At 36.7% G+C, this 16,782-nt stretch carries 15 protein-coding genes; 1 reads left to right on the plus strand and 14 read right to left on the minus strand.

Features of this window, described 5'->3' with window-relative positions; all coding sequences use genetic code 11:
* Positions 1–63: 63 nt before the first annotated feature.
* The 4 genes from acpP to G634_RS0101255 all read right to left on the minus strand — a co-directional run bounded on the left by acpP (position 64) and on the right by G634_RS0101255 (position 3,065).
* Positions 64–294, minus strand: a complete 231-nt coding sequence (acpP, locus tag G634_RS0101240) for an acyl carrier protein (protein WP_026503762.1) — start codon at positions 292–294, stop codon at positions 64–66.
* Between the two features lie 57 nt (positions 295–351).
* Positions 352–1,377 carry a phosphate acyltransferase PlsX gene (plsX, locus tag G634_RS0101245; protein WP_026503763.1) on the minus strand — a complete coding sequence of 342 codons (1,026 nt, stop codon included), beginning with the start codon at positions 1,375–1,377 and terminating at the stop codon, positions 352–354.
* 156 nt (positions 1,378–1,533) lie between these two features.
* Entirely contained in the window at positions 1,534–1,716 is a 183-nt protein-coding gene (rpmF, locus tag G634_RS0101250) for a 50S ribosomal protein L32 (RefSeq protein ID WP_026503764.1), read from the minus strand.
* Between the two features lie 155 nt (positions 1,717–1,871).
* Positions 1,872–3,065 carry an acetate/propionate family kinase gene (locus G634_RS0101255; protein WP_026503765.1) on the minus strand — a complete coding sequence of 398 codons (1,194 nt, stop codon included), beginning with the start codon at positions 3,063–3,065 and terminating at the stop codon, positions 1,872–1,874.
* 188 nt (positions 3,066–3,253) lie between these two features.
* On the opposite strand from G634_RS0101255, the gene G634_RS0101265 reads away from it, so the two are divergent.
* Complete coding sequence (locus G634_RS0101265) at positions 3,254–4,579, plus strand: tRNA(Met) cytidine acetate ligase (RefSeq protein ID WP_026503766.1); 1,326 nt, start codon at positions 3,254–3,256, stop codon at positions 4,577–4,579.
* Here G634_RS0101265 and thiD read toward each other — a convergent pair.
* From thiD to G634_RS0101315, 10 genes are all read right to left on the minus strand, one after another.
* Positions 4,576–5,373, minus strand: coding sequence for a bifunctional hydroxymethylpyrimidine kinase/phosphomethylpyrimidine kinase (thiD, locus tag G634_RS0101270; RefSeq protein ID WP_026503767.1), 798 nt, complete (start codon positions 5,371–5,373; stop codon positions 4,576–4,578). The two genes, G634_RS0101265 and thiD, sit on opposite strands and share 4 nt — an antisense overlap.
* Entirely contained in the window at positions 5,370–6,872 is a 1,503-nt protein-coding gene (gene hemZ / locus G634_RS0101275; RefSeq protein WP_026503768.1) for a coproporphyrinogen dehydrogenase HemZ, read from the minus strand. Before hemZ ends, thiD begins: the two co-directional genes overlap by 4 nt.
* Positions 6,873–6,895: 23 nt before the next feature.
* The gene (locus G634_RS0101280; RefSeq protein WP_051233611.1) at positions 6,896–7,552 is read right to left on the minus strand and encodes an MBL fold metallo-hydrolase; all 657 of its coding nucleotides are present in this window, start codon (positions 7,550–7,552) and stop codon (positions 6,896–6,898) included.
* 15 nt (positions 7,553–7,567) lie between these two features.
* Positions 7,568–9,853, minus strand: a complete 2,286-nt coding sequence (locus G634_RS0101285) for a RelA/SpoT family protein (RefSeq protein ID WP_035798477.1) — start codon at positions 9,851–9,853, stop codon at positions 7,568–7,570.
* Positions 9,854–9,966: 113 nt separating this feature from the next.
* Positions 9,967–10,491 carry an adenine phosphoribosyltransferase gene (locus tag G634_RS0101290; protein WP_026503771.1) on the minus strand — a complete coding sequence of 175 codons (525 nt, stop codon included), beginning with the start codon at positions 10,489–10,491 and terminating at the stop codon, positions 9,967–9,969.
* A gap of 55 nt (positions 10,492–10,546) precedes the next feature.
* The gene (locus tag G634_RS0101295; RefSeq protein ID WP_026503772.1) at positions 10,547–11,278 is read right to left on the minus strand and encodes a PrsW family intramembrane metalloprotease; all 732 of its coding nucleotides are present in this window, start codon (positions 11,276–11,278) and stop codon (positions 10,547–10,549) included.
* Between the two features lie 316 nt (positions 11,279–11,594).
* A complete protein-coding gene (gene groL, locus G634_RS0101300; protein ID WP_026503773.1) occupies positions 11,595–13,214 on the minus strand; it encodes a chaperonin GroEL in 1,620 nt (539 codons plus the stop codon).
* A 37-nt stretch (positions 13,215–13,251) separates the two neighbouring features.
* Positions 13,252–13,536, minus strand: a complete 285-nt coding sequence (locus G634_RS0101305) for a co-chaperone GroES (RefSeq protein WP_026503774.1) — start codon at positions 13,534–13,536, stop codon at positions 13,252–13,254.
* Between the two features lie 285 nt (positions 13,537–13,821).
* Complete coding sequence (locus G634_RS17530; RefSeq protein WP_051233612.1) at positions 13,822–14,721, minus strand: metallophosphoesterase family protein; 900 nt, start codon at positions 14,719–14,721, stop codon at positions 13,822–13,824.
* A 26-nt stretch (positions 14,722–14,747) separates the two neighbouring features.
* Positions 14,748–16,697: a fructose-bisphosphatase class III gene (locus G634_RS0101315; RefSeq protein ID WP_026503775.1), complete on the minus strand. Its 1,950-nt coding sequence runs from the start codon at positions 16,695–16,697 to the stop codon at positions 14,748–14,750.
* Between the last annotated feature and the right edge of the window lie 85 nt (positions 16,698–16,782).

Below are 16,782 nucleotides of genomic sequence, written 5' to 3' on the forward strand. Positions count from 1 at the left end.
AACTGCCACTCATAAATACACCCTGGCAATCTCCTAATCATCAGCAAGAAGTTAATATATATATTAATCGTTTACTTCTTTAATAAGTTCTACAGCTTCTCCAACTGTTGTGATCTTCTCAATCTTATCTTCCGGAAGCTTGATACCAAACTCATCTTCGATTCCCATAATAATCTGATAAACGTCAAGAGAATCAGCTCCAAGATCATCAATAAACTTAGTATCATCCTTAATCTCGTTAGGATCAACATTAAGTACATCTACGATTAATTCCTTTAACTTTTCAAGTTCCATAGAAATATCTCCTTAAAATTAATTTATAAAAATATAAAATGCCTTTAGACAAAGACTTCAGGCTTTAACATGTGCATCTTGCAGATTTAAAACTTCTCGAATCTTGTCATTGACATTATGCTCTTTAAAAACAACACACTGCAAAATTGAATTTTTAATCTCTACAGCTTTAGAACTTCCATGAGTTTTTACAACAAGTCCATTCAATCCAAGCATAGGTGCTCCACCATACTTATCTATATTGAAATCTTTAAGTGTTTCTTTTAAAGCTGGCTTTATCAAAAGTGCACCGATTTTGGCTCTTGTCGATGATAGAAGACCTTTTTTCAAAGTACTAAACATTGTTTTAGCAACACCTTCGTACATTTTCAATGCAATATTTCCCGCAAAAGCTTCTGTAACAATTACATCAGCTACTCCACTGGAAATATCTCTTGCCTCAATATTACCGATAAAATTAATATCAGGACAGTTCTTTAAAAGAGGATATGTTTCTTTTACAAGAGCATTACCCTTATCTTCTTCAACACCAATACTAAGAAGTGCAACTGTAGGATTTCTCTTTTGCATGACACTTTCATAGTAAATAGAACCCATCTTGGCAAACTGAACAAGATGAGAAGATCTTGCATCAACATTTGCTCCGCAATCGATAAGAAGAGAAACCCCTTTCTCAGTAGGAATAAATGGAGCAAGAGGCGCTCTTTCCACGCCTTTTATTCTACCTACAATAAGCTGTCCACCAACAAGATTGGCTCCTGTACTTCCTGCAGAAACATAGGCATCTGCCTCGCCATGTTTAACCATGTACATTGCTTTGACAATCGATGAATCCTTTTTGTTCCTAATTGCAAGAACCGGTGCTTCAGCCATCTCGATTACTTCTGTTGCATTAACTACTTCTATGCGTTCATGATCATATTCATATTTGGCAAGTTCAACGTTAATCTTATCTTCCTGACCAACTAAAAAAACCTTAACCAAGTCGTTTTCTTTAGCAGCTTCAATAGCTCCCTTGACAACCTCAGTTGGAGCAAGATCGCCGCCCATTGCATCAACTGCAACCCTGACCTTTTCTGTCATCTGTCACCTCCCGTAGTAGTTCTTAGAATTCTCACTCTATTAGTTTATAAAAAACAAACCACCCTTAACATATTACTAGGGAAATGCGCAAAAATCAAGGCTCTCCGAGCAATCGGAAAGCCTTGAAATACAAGTCATATAATTCTAAGTCGCAAATTACTGGTTAACAGCAACTACACTCTTGCTCTCGTAGAAACCACAAGCCTTGCATACTCTGTGAGGCTGCATAAGCGCACCACAGTGGCTGCACTTTACAAGAGCTGGGGCTGTCATCTTCCAGTTTGCTCTTCTCTGATCGCGGTGACCTTTTGAAGATTTATTCTTTGGGCAAATAGACATTTATAACACCTCCTTACGCTGGTCGTATTAGATTACCTGCGCGAGGCGCCGGTAACAATTTTCCATTCGAATGACAAACATATTGTTTGCACACTTAAATGATTATACGCACAAACTACTAATTTGTCAATGATATGAAAAAACTTTTTTTATTATCATTTAGCAAGTAAAGAATATGTATCACGAGCAATAGCAAGTTCTTCGTTTGTAGGAACTACCCATACATGAACCTTGCTATCTGGTGTGGAAATAAGCTTTTCTTCGCCGCGAACTTTGTTAGCCTCTTCATTAAGAGTAATTCCAAGCATACCAAGCTTATCGATAATAAGCTTACGAACAAATCCGCTATTCTCACCAACACCTGCAGTAAATGCGATACAATCAACACCACCCATAACAAGTGCATATGCACCGATATACTTAACTACCTGATAGCAGAAGCTGTCAACTGCACGAATAGCATTTTCATCTTTTGCAAGATATCCATCCTCAAGATCTCTGAAATCAGAGCTTAAGTTTCTAGAAAGGCCATAAACGCCAGATTCCTTATTAAGAACTTTCATAACTTCTGCAGTGTTTTTTCCAGTTTTTTTCTCGATTGTCTCGATGACAGAAGGATCAATTGAACCGCAGCGTGTTCCCATAATAAGACCTTCAAGTGGAGTAAGACCCATAGATGTGTCTACGCACTTTCCATTAAGAACTGCTGATACAGATGCTCCATTTCCAAGATGGCAAACAATTGTCTTAAGCTGTGAATAATCTTTATTCTCAAGCTCTGCAGTCTTCTTAGAAACAAATGAGTGGCTTGTTCCATGAAAACCATATCTACGAATTTTAAACTTCTCATAATAATCATATGGAAGCCCGTATAAATAAGCATCCTGAGGCATTGTCTGATGGAAAGCTGTATCGAATACTGCAACCATAGGTGTTCCTGGCATAAGATCCTGACAAGCACGAATACCAATTACATTTGCTGGATTGTGCAAAGGTGCAAGATCACTTACTTCCTCAATTGCTTTTATAACATTTTCATCAATAACAACTGACTTTGTAAACTTCTCACCACCATGAACAATTCGATGACCAACAGCATCAATTTCTGAAAGACTCTTAACGACACCAGTCTCAGTCAGTGCATTAAGGACAAGGCTAACTGCTGTCTTATGCTCTGGCATAGGAGTTTCACGGGTAATCTTCTCCTGACCTGTTACAGTGAAGGAAATACAGCTTCCTTCAATACCGATTCTCTCGCAAAGACCCTTGAATAAAAGTTTCTCTGTTTCTGCATCAATCAGCTGAAATTTCAAAGATGAACTACCACAGTTAATTACTAATACTTTCATGACTTCTCCTTTTATGTTAGTATAGAAAAATATAGAAAAAATAATAATTTTCTAACTTTTTACAGAAATAATTGTGCTTTAAATACTGAATGTAAGAGTTTACAATATCAAGCACTATTTCTATAATAACAGAGAATTTATTAAGTTCAAGAATAGATATTTTTTTAACAAAATTCAAAGGAATAACCATGAAGACAATTGCTATTATATGTGAACTCAATCCTCTGCATAATGGACATGCATATCTTATAAACGAAGCTAAAAAAAGCTTTGGCGCTGACCGCGTCATTCTAATAATGAGTGGAGATTTCACTCAAAGAGGCACTCCAGCTATCGTTCCAAAAGAAGTACGAACAAAAATGGCACTTACAGCTGGCGCAGATGTTGTAATCGAGCTTCCTGTATGCTATGCCACAGGAAGTGCTGAATACTTTGCATTTGGCGCAATTTCCATCTGCAACACACTTAATTGTGTTGACGCTATATTATTCGGCAGCGAATGCGGAAATATTAAGCTATTACAACAAATTGCTCATATTTTATCCTCAGAAAACATCCTTTTTTCTGAAGAATTACAAAAAGCCATGAAAGCCGGAAAAAATTTTGCTGCTGCAAGAGATATAGCTCTTAGAAAGGTTTTATCTGTCTCAAATGAATTAGACCTCGTAAAAGACCTGGAAATTTCACCTTCCGTTCTTATAAGCCCCAACAATATATTAGGCATCGAATATTGCAAAAGCCTTATACAAACTCATAGTAAAATACAGCCTCTTACCACTAAAAGGCTTGGCGCAGCCTACCATGATTCATTGCCTAATGACCCAAAAACAAGTGACAATAGTATTAATAATAATTCAAGTTTTTTTGCAAGCGCCACAGGTATAAGAGAATTACTGGAAAATTCACATAGACAAGGTGAAAAAGCTGAAGATTTTTTGTCAAAAGAAACACTTTTACTTCTTCAAAACTCTATGCCGCCTGAAGTTTTCAAACAGCTAGTAAGCGAAAAAGAATACAGGACAATGAATGATTTTTCGATGCTCCTTCGTTATAAATTAACCTGCCTTTCAGATAGAAATCTTCTTACAGGCTTTTTTGATGTACATACAGATTTAGCAGATAAAATAATTAAAAATCTACCCAATTTTACAAATATTGACAGTTTTTCACTTTTATTAAAATCTAAGGACTTAACCTATACAAGAATTTCAAGGTGTTTACTGCATATTTTATTAGATATATACGAGAAAGATATGAAAACATTAAAAGAACATAACTATCCATCGTATATTAGACTACTTGGATTTCGAAAAGAATCCAGTGATGTTCTTTCTGTTATGAAAAAAAGTTCTTTTTCTCCTATAATAAGCAGAATGTCAGATGCCAACCACATTCTGGACGAAGAACACAAATTCATTCTACATCTAGATATTAAAGCATCTGATATTTATCACTTATTGGACAAAGAAAAAGAACCCTTAAATGAATATCAGAAAAAAATCATTATTTTCTAAACAGTGACCACTTCATCAATCGTAACAGCATGATTTAAAGGTCCGCTTCCCTTGCCAAGGTCAAGCATAGCTTCAAGCGCCTTGGCAACATATTCTTTACCACGAAAAACTGATGTTTGAAGGTCATATCCCTTGGCGAGATTTGAAGCAATTGCACTACTAAGAGTACACCCTGTTCCATGAGTATTAGGATTATCAATTCTTCTTCCCTCAAACCATTTCATATTTCCATCCACACACAACAAATCATTTGCATCATTGATTGAATGTCCGCCTTTGCACAGAACACAACAATTAAACTTTTCAGAAATAATTCTGGCAGCCATTTCCATATCTTTTTCATTTGCAATAGTCATTTTCGCAATAACTTCAGCCTCCGGAATATTAGGCGTCAGAATATCTGCAAGTGGAAAAAGTCTTCGTTCAAGAATATCAATTGCATCTTCTTTCAAAAGTCTTGCACCACTTGTAGCCACCATCACAGGATCTACAACAACATTTTTTGCATTAAAGAAAACAAGTTTTTCTGCGATAACGTTAATGAGTTCTTTTTCTGAAACCATTCCTATCTTTACTGCATCAGGAAAAATATCCTCAAAAACACTATCTATTTCTTTTCCCAAAAAGTCAGGAGTAACATTCATGATATCTGATACTCCCATCGTATTTTGTGCTGTAAGTGCTGTAATAGCACTCATTGCATATACGCCATTAGCAAGCATTGTCTTAATATCAGCCTGAATGCCTGCTCCGCCGCTAGAATCACTTCCTGCTATTGTAAGTGCTGTATTCATTTTTCCTCCCCAAAAAATTCTTTTTTCTTTGCAATAGATTCATCTATTAAATCCATATACAGTTTTACATCTTTAGCGTTGCCGTTTCGTTCAATTCTGCCATCAGCAAACACTCTCTTGGAAACGGCTCCCGAACCAAGTGCCACAATACTCTGCCACTCTTCCATTGTTACACAATTATATAAACAATACTTTTTTCCAAAACCAGTATTTTCAAAATTTCCGCTTATATTCTTCTGACGATAAAGATAATATGGAGAAAGGTCCATTTTTCTTGCAGATTTTGTAGCTATATCCATCATTTTCTCTGTTGCCTGCATGCCGGCCAAACCATTTTTCTCCACATAATCATATAGTCTTGATGCTCTTTTTATTGCAAGTGAGTGTACTGTAAGCTCATCCGGACAAAGCTTCTCAATTTCACTCATAGTTTTCTCTACATCTTCAACATTTTCACCAGGAAGCCCTAAAATGATATCCATGTTGATATGATCAAAACCAGCTTCTCTTGCCATCTTAAAAGAAGATATTGTCTGTTCTATAGTATGATGTCTTCCAATAAGGTCAAGCGTTCTTTGCTGCATAGTCTGCGGATTTACAGAAATTCTCGTTACCTTTCTGTTTTTCATTGCCATAAGCTTTTCAATAGTAATTGAATCTGGTCTACCAGATTCAACAGTATATTCGCGAAGACTTGATAAATCAAAATAATCTTCGACCCATCCCAGTAATCTGTCAATCTGTTCCGGCAAAAGTGTGGTTGGCGTTCCACCGCCAACATATATTGTATCTAATCTTTTATTTGCAAAAAGAGGAGATATCTCTTTTATTTCCTTATGAATGCATTCCAGATAATCATCAACCTTACCCTTCCATAGTCCAATTGGTGACGACATAAATGAACAATAAGCACATCTGGTTGGACAAAAAGGAATATTTATATACAGACTATATCCGTTTCCATCGGCGGCGTTCTTTTTTAGTTCTCTTTCTGTGTGTGCAATTTCAAGACTTAGTTTTATTTTCTCATCACTACAATAGTATACATTTTTAAGATACTTCTCTACTTCTTCATCACTAGCGCCTTCATCCATTAAATGAACCGCGATTTTCACCGGTCTTATTCCCGTAAGAGTTCCCCATGGAAGAACTTTACCAGTTTCTTTGGACAACATGTCATAAATAAGCTTTTTTAGAGCATTTTTAGGTGTATCTAATTCATTTCCAAGTTCCGAATTACTGCTTCCATTTTCTTCAGATGTCATGGTATCACATCTAATCTTACCTCTTTTCTGAGCATTATCTGTTTCAAAAATAGTCATTGAAATCTCACCTTGTTCAAAAGTCATCTCAATGTCTATTGATATCTGATTCTCAGAAGATTTTTCATTTCTTGAATTTTTGACAAAAACAAGGACATCCTCCTCAGGATAAAAACTTTTAATCAGAGAATGGATGTCATAAAAATATTTTTCTATATCTGTTGTTACTGATATCATTTTTTAAATACCTATAGAGTACATCAGTTTATCATATACTGATTGTACTCTTTTTCATCTTTAATAATCGTCTCAGATCCATGTCCAGGAAAAACTTTTGTATTACCTGGAAGATTTCCAAGCTTATCATGTACTGAGCGGAACAAAGTTGCTGCACTTCCTGTAGGAAAGTCTGTTCTTCCAACAGAGCCTTCAAACAATGTATCACCACTAAAAAGAACCTGTTCCCTCTCAAAATAATAGCAACAACTTCCCTTTGTGTGACCTGGAGTAAATATACAAAAACACTTAAGATTTGCAGCTTCTATAAGCTCATCATCTTTAAGATACTTATCTACTTTTATAGCTATTGGATTTCCAAAGGCTGCTGACAAATTTGCATCTGTGTCTTCACATAAAAGTTTTTCTTCTTCATGACACCATATTGGTGCACCTGATAACTCTCGAAGTCTTTCGGCACCACCTATGTGATCGAAATGAGCATGAGTTAACAAAATAAGTCCTACTTCAAGTCCCTGATTAGTTAAATGCTCGTATATCAAATCTCCTTCATCTGCAGGATCAATTACGATACAAGGTCTCTTTCCGTTTACTATTTCTTCTTTCAAAGAATAAATATAATAACAATTAGTCTGAACAGGTCCAAGTACAATCAGACCAATTTTAATTAACTCATTCATTTTCAATACCCTTTTTTAGCCAGTTGAACGCTCAATGTCAATTACACTATCAATCTGTCGAAGTTTTTCTGTAACATTTTTAAGTTCTTCTCTACTGGAAACCTGAAAAGAAGTTTCCATAGTAGCCAGTCCTTGCTTGCTAGTCCTTGTATTCAGAGAAATTATACTGATATTATTCTCAGTAAGAATTCTCGATACATCGGCAAGAAGTCCTTGTCTGTCATTAGCAAAAATCTTAATATCAGCAGTATACTTTTCCCCACTGACTGCTCCATCCGTTTCCCATCTGGCTTCAATCAGTCTGGAGCGGTCTTCTGTAATCATTGTTTGAACATTTATGCAGTCCTTACGATGAATTGAGACACCTCTTCCTCTAGTTACAAATCCAATAATGTCATCACCAGGAACAGGATTGCAACACCTTGAAAATCTAACTGCAACATCATGAATTCCCTTAACTACAATTGCATTTCCTGTATTAGATATCTGAACAGGAACATTTGATTCATTTGCAGCTGCAAGCACTTCTTCATCTGTAAGATTCTTCTTATGGTCTTTCTCATATAGTTCAACAAGCTTATTAACTACGCCGCCTTCTTTGAGACCACCGTGGCCTATTGCTGCAAGCACAGCATCCCAATCATGAAAACCGTACTTTCGAACAATAATATCTACATACTCAGCTTTTCCAATTTGAGAAAAATCAATGTTTTTCGCCTTACAGAAATCATTAATAAGTTCTTTCCCGCGAAGAATATTTTCTTCTTTGAGTTGAACTCTGAACCATTGATTAATTTTATTCTTAGTCGAAGTAGATTTTGCAATAGAAAGCCAATCTCTAGAAGGTCCACGAGAATTCTGACTTGTTAAAATCTCAACTCTATCACCATTTCTTATTTCATACTCGATAGGAACAAGTTTGCCATTAACCTTAGCACCTATCATCTTATTGCCAATTGCAGAGTGTATAGCATAAGCAAAATCTATCGGAGTAGAACCCTTTGGAAGATTTTTGACATCACCTTGAGGAGTGAAACAATACACATCTTCAGAAAACAAATTCAAATCACTTTTCAGAAGATTCATAAACTGTTGGTTATCACTCATGTCTCTTTGCCATTCCAGAATCTGACGTAACCAAACAAGTTTTTCTTCTTCCTGATTCTCTACTTTCTTTCCATCGGAAGCTTCTTTGTACTTCCAATGAGCAGCAATACCGTATTCTGCAGCACGATGCATTTCATAGGTTCTTATCTGAATCTCAAAAGGTATTCCTTTTGGTCCAATCAAAGTAGTATGAAGCGATTGATACATATTTGCTTTTGGCATAGCGATGTAATCCTTGAAACGTCCTGGAATTGGCTTATACATTTCATGAATCACACCAAGCGCTGCATAACAATCCTTTACGGACTTCACAATTATGCGCACAGCAAATAAATCATATATCTGATCGAGAGTTTTTCCCTGATTACGCATCTTTTTGTATATACTGAAAAAATGCTTTACTCTGCCATTAACATCACCCTCAATTTCAGCTCTGGCAATCGCGAGGCGGACACTTTCGGCAATCTCTTCAACATATGCTTCTCTTTCGCCTTTTTTCTGCGCAACTTTCTCTTTCAAGTCTTCATAAACATCTGGTTTTAGATATTTCAAAGAAAGATCATCGAGTTCAACCTTGATTTTACTGATACCAAGACGTCCTGCTATTGGAGAATATATATCTAGCGTTTCCTGTGCAATACGATGCTGCTTTACAGGCGGCATGTGTTCCAAAGTTCGCATATTATGTAGACGATCGGCAAGCTTTATCAAGATTACTCTGATATCCTTTGCCATAGCCAAAAACATTTTTCTTAAGTTTTCAGCCTGCATTTCAAGCTGTTCAGCAGTCTTGTCTTTATAGTCAGCAGGCAGCTGCAAATTCTGAAGTTTAGTAACTCCATCAACAAGCAAAGCTACGTCCGCTCCAAAACTTTCTTCTATTTCTTCTTTAGTTAGAATCGTATCTTCAACAACATCATGTAAAAGTCCCGCTTCTATAGTCTCTTTATCAAGCTCTAAATCAGCTAAAATGATTGCAACGCACAATGGATGTATAATATAGGGCTCACCAGAGCGACGAAGCTGATCTTTATGTGCTTCGTGCGCAATATTATACGCCTTTTCAATCATCGAAATATCGTCCGACGGATGGTAACGGCGGACGCGCTCAATTAAATCTCCATATAGTTTTTCAGGGCTCTGAAATTCCTCTATCGATTCAATTTTTCCATCATCAAACGTCCTATCTTCCATACATCCCTCTATCCTAGTGTTTTATGCTTAGTCAGTCTCTTATAAAAGACACAGCTTTATAAACTGCGCCTTTTATAAGAACTGTTATTACTGTGTTACTGTCACTGCAACGATTATTTTCCTTCGTAAACGATTGCACTATCAAGACGATAATTTGCAATCTTCTTTCTTCCCTCAAGTCCTGCAAGTTCCATAAGAACCAGAACACCTGCAACTTCTCCGCCACACTCTTCAACAAGACGAATCATAGCCTCTGTTGTTCCGCCTGTTGCGATAAGATCATCAACGATAAGAACCTTCTGACCTTTCTTAAGCGCATCCTTGTGCATTTCAAGAGTAGCCTTACCATATTCAAGATCATAATCAACAGATACTGTCTCTGAAGGAAGTTTTCCTTTCTTTCTGATAAGTACGAAAGGCTTATGCAGATTATATGCGATTGGAGCTCCAAAAATAAATCCTCTTGATTCAGCTCCTGCAACTACGTCGAAATCCAAATCTTTCACAAGATCCTGCATAGTATCAACAGCAAGCTTAAGTCCATCAGCATCACCAATTACAGTAGTAACGTCACGGAACATAATGCCTTCCTGAGGAAAATTAGGAATTGTTCTTACATAGTCTTTTAAATCTTTCATTTTTTTCTTCTTTCCGGTTTTATAAACCACTTCTTTTATTTCGGATTTTTCCAGATTAAAGCTTAGCATCCGCCTTGGAAAATCCTTTTATCTGTATAATTGCAACAACATCGAGTGTAATAATAAAAACCAAAAACAAAACAAACCAAAGTGAACTTTCATCTCCTGAGCTTTGCACCTGATTGATTACAAAATCATAAAAACCATGAATCATAACTGGTACAAACATACTCAAAAACATATTAAACCATTTTCCAACAGTGTCTTTTTGTCTTTTGCACCTTTTGGCTTTTCCAAGAAAATGTCCCATGTAAATGCCAAATATGCAATGTCCTGGAACTGCGGTAAGCGCTCTCATAAGTGCAAGATTCTGACTCATTCCACTTGTCGCAAAATATAATATATTTTCTAATGCAGCAAAACCAAGAGAAGACGCAACACAGTACACAACTCCATCAAAAGTATAATCAAAAGATGGATGCTTCCATGTTATCTGTCTTGCTGCAAGATGCTTTACACCTTCTTCCATCAAAGCAACACCAAGGAAATTACTATAAATATTATATACAGTTGCTGAAATATCATTATGTTCACTCTGGTATTTCAATATCGCATCCGCCATATGTTCAAGTCCCATAGCCGGCAAACATGAAACGGCTCCTAATAACATAAGATAAACAACCAGTTCCTTGGGTTCTTTCTCAATTCTATCCTGCTTGTACACTAAAAACATAAGTGCAATAGCCGGAAGTATTGGAAGTACCAATAAAACTTCAAGCGCATTCATTTATTTTCCCTCTCCCCGAATAATTCTTTTGCCGCTTATAAAAAGCAACATACTTATGACTGTTTAATTGCCTGTAGACCGCAGTCAATTGCATTCTCTACCTGTGTAGCTTTATTATACATTCACTCAATTTTTGCACAGATATACAATATATTACCAAGAAAAACAAGCAGGTGCAATACTGCATCTGCTTGTTTTTAAGTTCTTATCGATAAAAATACTACTATTACGATAAAAAACACGTATTATTCTGTCTGCCCGACGTTTTTCAACTTCAGTGACAAACTTTATCGAATAGTTAAAATCTACTTCCAGATTAGTAACCCATTCCTGGCTGAGGAGCTGGAACTGCTGGAGCTGGCTCCTTGATTGTAGCTACAGCTGCCTCTGTTGTAAGGAAGCTTGAAGCTACAGATGTTGCATTCTGAAGTGCAGATCTTGTAACCTTAGCAGGATCAATGATTCCGTCCTTAACCATATCAACATACTCTTCTGTATAAGCGTTGAAGCCCATACCTACATTGCTCTCTTTAACCTTGTTAACGATAACAGATCCGTCAAGACCAGCATTCTCAGCAATATGACGAAGTGGAGACTCAAGAGCCTTAACAATGATATATGCACCTGTCTTCTCATCACCTTCAAGAGAATCAGCAAGATTCTTAACTTCTTTTGATGCATGGATATATGCACTTCCACCACCAAAGATGATACCTTCTTCAACAGCTGCTCTTGTCGCATTAAGAGCATCTTCCATTCTATACTTAGCTTCCTTCATCTCTGTTTCTGTAGCAGCACCAACTCTGATAACTGCAACACCACCAGCAAGCTTAGCGAGACGCTCCTGAAGCTTTTCTCTATCGAAATCAGATGTTGTCTCTTCAATCTGCTTCTTAATCTGAGCAACACGAGACTTGATTTCTTCCTTATCACCTTCACCATCAACAATAGTTGTCTTTTCCTTTGTAACCTTGATGCTCTTAGCACGTCCAAGATCATCCATTGTTGTATCCTTAAGTTCAAGACCAAGATCAGCAGAGATTACCTTACCACCTGTAAGAATAGCGATATCCTGAAGCATATCCTTTCTTCTATCACCATATCCTGGAGCCTTAACAGCTACAACATTAAATGTTCCGCGAAGCTTGTTAACAATAAGAGTTGTAAGAGCTTCACCATCTACATCCTCTGCAATGATGAGAAGTTTCTGACCTGTCTTTACAATCTGCTCAAGAAGTGGAAGAATATCCTGAATATTAGAAATCTTCTTATCTGTAATAAGAATAAGAGGCTCATCCATTGTAGCTTCCATCTTGTCCATATCTGTTGCCATGTAAGCAGAGATATAACCACGATCAAATTCCATTCCTTCAACAAGATCAAGCTCTGTCTGCATTGTCTTGGACTCTTCAATCGTGATAACGCCATCATTTGAAACCTTTTCCATAGCGTCAGCAATCATCTTACCAACTTCATCGTCTGCAGAAGAAACAGCAGCAACACGCTCAATCTGCTCTTTTCCACTAACCTTTGTAGCCATCTTCTGAATAGATGCAACTGCAGCTTCTGTAGCCTTCTTCATACCTTTTCTGAGTACGATTGGGTTAGCACCTGCTGCAAGGTTCTTCATTCCTTCGTTAATCATTGCCTGTGCAAGAACGGTAGCTGTTGTTGTACCATCACCTGCTACATCGTTTGTCTTTGTAGCAACTTCCTTTACAAGCTGAGCACCCATGTTCTCATAAGCATCTTCAAGTTCGATTTCCTTTGCGATAGTTACACCATCGTTTGTAATTGTAGGAGCACCATAAGATTTGTCAAGAACTACGTTTCTTCCCTTAGGTCCAATTGTTACACCTACTGTATCAGCTAGCTTGTTTACGCCAGCAACCATTGCCATACGAGCTTCATCACCATACTTAATTGTTTTTGCCATTTTTAATAGCCTCCTGTATATGAATTAATGCTAGAAATCAATCAATAACTGCAAGAATATCATTCTGCTTTACGATAATGAATGTATCATCATCAAGCTTTACTTCTGTTCCTGAATATTTGCTATAGATTACCTTCTGGCCAACTTTTACTTCCATCTTAACTTCTTTGCCGTCTACAACTCCGCCAGGTCCTACAGCAATAACTTCTGCCTGCTGTGGCTTCTCTTTCTCCTTGCCCGGAAGAACGATTCCGGAAGCTGTTGTTTCCTCTGCCTCAAGCTGTTTCAAAACAACTCTGTCTGCAAGTGGTGTTAATTTCATGATAAAGCCTCCTTTATATGCATATATATTTTTCATGGATTAATTTTTTGATTATTAGCACTCTATTCCCCTGAGTGCTAACCTCTAGAACTATAATACTTTTATAGTTTCCAAGTTGCAAACCCGTTTACAGCAGTTTAATCACCAGTATTCTCATATATTCTCTTTTATTCTCCGTTTTTCTCGCATTTACTTGATGCGCTTTTGAAAAATATATATAAAAAAGTCTGCAAAGCTTGATATTTTCTACGCTTTGCAGACTTTTTATCATTTAATAACGTTTGTTTATTCTTTTTTTATTTTTACATTTGGAATATCTTTTCCAGATAAATCAATATTACATTCTTTCAAAGCAAGTGCCCAGTATCTTTCAGGAATATCCGGCCATTTAGCAAATCCCATTTCCTGTTCACACAACTGTGTTGCTCTAAGAAGTACCTTTTCATTAAGATCTATTCCTGTACGAATTGTATGCATAGTAACCGCTGACCATGCAGGTGCAATCTCCATAAGACCTGAAGAGGAAAACTCTTTTAATATCTCTTTCCTGTCGTACTCAAGCTGAAAAAACTCCTCTTCCCATGTCTTATTATTTCCATGCAAAATGCAAAACTGTGTTCTACCGCCATACGACCACGGTACACCTATAGAACCAGGATTGATTGCACGTTTATCCCTAAAACTGCAGCAGGATTGTTCATGGTGATGTCCATGTACAAGCAATGAAGTTTTTAGATGCGTAACAATCCTTCTTGTATTTCTTCCATTTGGAAGCATCACTTCTCTACTTGATGAAGGCGAGCCATGACAATATTCAAAAGAGGGATATCCATCTTTTCTCCATACAGAATAATTGGGCATTGAATCAAAAAAATTTAAATCTTTTGTCGTAAGATTTTTGTATGTATAAAGTAAAGAACCACTAGCAGATCCCTTTTTCCAGCTATTGTCACCTTTTTTTCTATAATCCAGAAGGTATTCTTCTCTATTGCCGCGAATCATCCACACTGTAAAATATTTACGCAGCATATAAATCATTTCCATTGTCTTTTGCGGATTTGGGCAGTCTGTCACATAGTCTCCGAGCAAAAGGAAATTGGTAATGCCTTTTGAAACTGATTTGTCAAAGCATGCCTGAAGTGCAGTATGATTACCATGTATATCACTAAATACAGCTATATCCATTCCCGTACCCAAAACCTTTCGCTTTATTATTTGTACAGATTGTTCTCTTTTATAAGCCCCTTCTTATAAGCCTCCAGCAAATCTTTTAAATCTGAAATCTGTGATAAAAGCTTTTTGCCCACATCTGTATCATGAACCATAATACGTCTCTCGAAAACTTCAGTTACCTGAATATCAGGTGTGACCTCCCTTCCAGGAACAAAAGGTTTATGAACTGCTAGAGCTAAATGGTGTGAATTTCCTATAAGTGTATAACCGGCTATACCTGTTTTCTTATGATATGCTTTGGACAAACCACCATCTATTACATACAGTTTACCATTCGCCCTGACAGGACTTTCGCCATTTTTCACTTCAACCGGAACATGTCCGTTGATAATGTGAGTTCCTTTTTCTGGAAGTCCAAACTCTTTCAAAATCTGATCAACATATTTTTCATCATTTGAAAAAGAATAATAAGCATTGTATCTTTCAATTTTAGCCTCTTTATCATCAACAAAGCAATGCTCAAATGTTGTAATCCTATCCTTTCCAAAAAGCGGAGAATGAGGACCACACCAAAGATACCACATCAAATCCATCGCTTCTTTTTTCTCTTTTTCATGCTCTCGTGGATCAAGAAAATATGCATCTATGCATTTTTGTTCAACATAGTCCATTAACTTTCTTCCAGAAAAATCTCCATCTTTTGTGTGGACAGTCATAAAACTGCCATCTTCATTCATAGGTATACATCCATGAAAAAGAAGATTGTTATTGCAAATCTTGTACATTCCTCCATGAGAATACAAAAATTGAACATGCTCCTGTAAAAGAGTTGAATGCACAAAGCTAACCTTTAATGCATGCATAAGCTCTTTTTCCTGATCAGAAAGCTCATATGGATTCTTCATATCAATTGTAGGAAAATAGGTATCCTTTAGTTTATAGACTTTTTTACCAATCTTAACAGTACCTTTTTCCAAATCCATCTTATCAAGAAGAAGTCTCTCATTAAGGTTATATTCCTTATGGTTTTGTATAAGCTGACCTTCAAGTTTGAACTGAATAATCGTTATAGCTTTACACATCTTCGCAGCAAGATCCGGATTTACACAGTCAACAATATTTTCATCCAAAAGATGCGGTCTAAAGCAATCGCAGTTATCATCACCATAGACTTCCGCAGCAAACATACTAAGTGGTCTTAAATTTATACCATAACCATCTTCAAGAACGTCAAAGCAATTATAGCTTGTCGCAATTCTTAGAACATTTGCAATACACGCGGTATTTCCTGCTGCCGCACCCATCCAGCTTATATCATGATTTCCCCACTGAATATCAACATCATGGAAATTCATAAGTTCATCCATAATTATATCGGCTCTAGGGCCTCTATCAAATATATCTCCTATAATATGAAGGCTGTCGATTGTAAGATTTTGTATAAGCTGGCATAACGCCATTATAAAGCAGTCTGCTGCATCTATTTCTATTATGGCATTGACAATTTCCTGGTAATATATTCTCTTATCTATATCCTTGCCATCAGAATGAAGAAGTTCATCAATCGCATATGCATAATCCTGTGGCATTTTCTTTCTAACTTTAGATCTTGTGTATTTTCTTCCTACACATCTTGCTATCTGAACCAATCGAAAAATAGTAACTTTTTTCCAATCAGCGCAGTCTTTTCTTTCCTTATGCCATTTTGCCAAAACTCTGTCGGGATAATAAATTAGATTAGCAAGTTCAAGCTGTTCATTCTCTGACAACATTTGTCCGAAAGTCTCTTCTATTTTTGCTCTGATAATACCAGATGAACTTCTAAGCAAATGAACAAAACTTTGATTTTCTCCATGCAAGTCAGAAAAAAAGTATTCTGTTCCCTTAGGAAGTCCGCAGATAGCACGGAGATTTATAATCTCAGCACCCGCTTTTCGAACATTCGGGTATTCCTTTGAAAGAAGTTTTAAGTAATCCAAATCACGCATTTTTCATTCTCCTCCAATTGTAAACACTTACAATTAATTGTAAAGTCGAACGATAATATTTGCAAGAGCAAAAACAGCTTACGTT

The organism is Butyrivibrio sp. NC3005 (assembly GCF_000424545.1).
In the GTDB taxonomy this organism is placed as follows: Bacteria; Bacillota; Clostridia; order Lachnospirales; family Lachnospiraceae; genus Butyrivibrio.

Bases quoted from the DNA above. Each gene is read 5' to 3' on its own strand.
- thiD (WP_026503767.1), bottom strand. From the start codon at position 5,373: ATGAATACAGCACTTACAATAGCAGGAAGTGATTCTAGCGGCGGAGCA.
- plsX (WP_026503763.1), bottom strand. From the start codon at position 1,377: ATGACAGAAAAGGTCAGGGTTGCAGTTGATGCAATGGGCGGCGATCTT.
- G634_RS0101295 (WP_026503772.1), bottom strand. From the start codon at position 11,278: ATGAATGCGCTTGAAGTTTTATTGGTACTTCCAATACTTCCGGCTATT.
- G634_RS0101265 (WP_026503766.1), top strand. From the start codon at position 3,254: ATGAAGACAATTGCTATTATATGTGAACTCAATCCTCTGCATAATGGA.
- G634_RS0101285 (WP_035798477.1), bottom strand. From the start codon at position 9,853: ATGGAAGATAGGACGTTTGATGATGGAAAAATTGAATCGATAGAGGAA.
- G634_RS0101315 (WP_026503775.1), bottom strand. From the start codon at position 16,697: ATGCGTGATTTGGATTACTTAAAACTTCTTTCAAAGGAATACCCGAAT.
- rpmF (WP_026503764.1), bottom strand. From the start codon at position 1,716: ATGTCTATTTGCCCAAAGAATAAATCTTCAAAAGGTCACCGCGATCAG.
- G634_RS0101290 (WP_026503771.1), bottom strand. From the start codon at position 10,491: ATGAAAGATTTAAAAGACTATGTAAGAACAATTCCTAATTTTCCTCAG.
- G634_RS0101305 (WP_026503774.1), bottom strand. From the start codon at position 13,536: ATGAAATTAACACCACTTGCAGACAGAGTTGTTTTGAAACAGCTTGAG.
- groL (WP_026503773.1), bottom strand. From the start codon at position 13,214: ATGGCAAAAACAATTAAGTATGGTGATGAAGCTCGTATGGCAATGGTT.
- G634_RS17530 (WP_051233612.1), bottom strand. From the start codon at position 14,721: ATGGATATAGCTGTATTTAGTGATATACATGGTAATCATACTGCACTT.
- hemZ (WP_026503768.1), bottom strand. From the start codon at position 6,872: ATGATATCAGTAACAACAGATATAGAAAAATATTTTTATGACATCCAT.
- acpP (WP_026503762.1), bottom strand. From the start codon at position 294: ATGGAACTTGAAAAGTTAAAGGAATTAATCGTAGATGTACTTAATGTT.
- G634_RS0101255 (WP_026503765.1), bottom strand. From the start codon at position 3,065: ATGAAAGTATTAGTAATTAACTGTGGTAGTTCATCTTTGAAATTTCAG.
- G634_RS0101280 (WP_051233611.1), bottom strand. From the start codon at position 7,552: ATGAATGAGTTAATTAAAATTGGTCTGATTGTACTTGGACCTGTTCAG.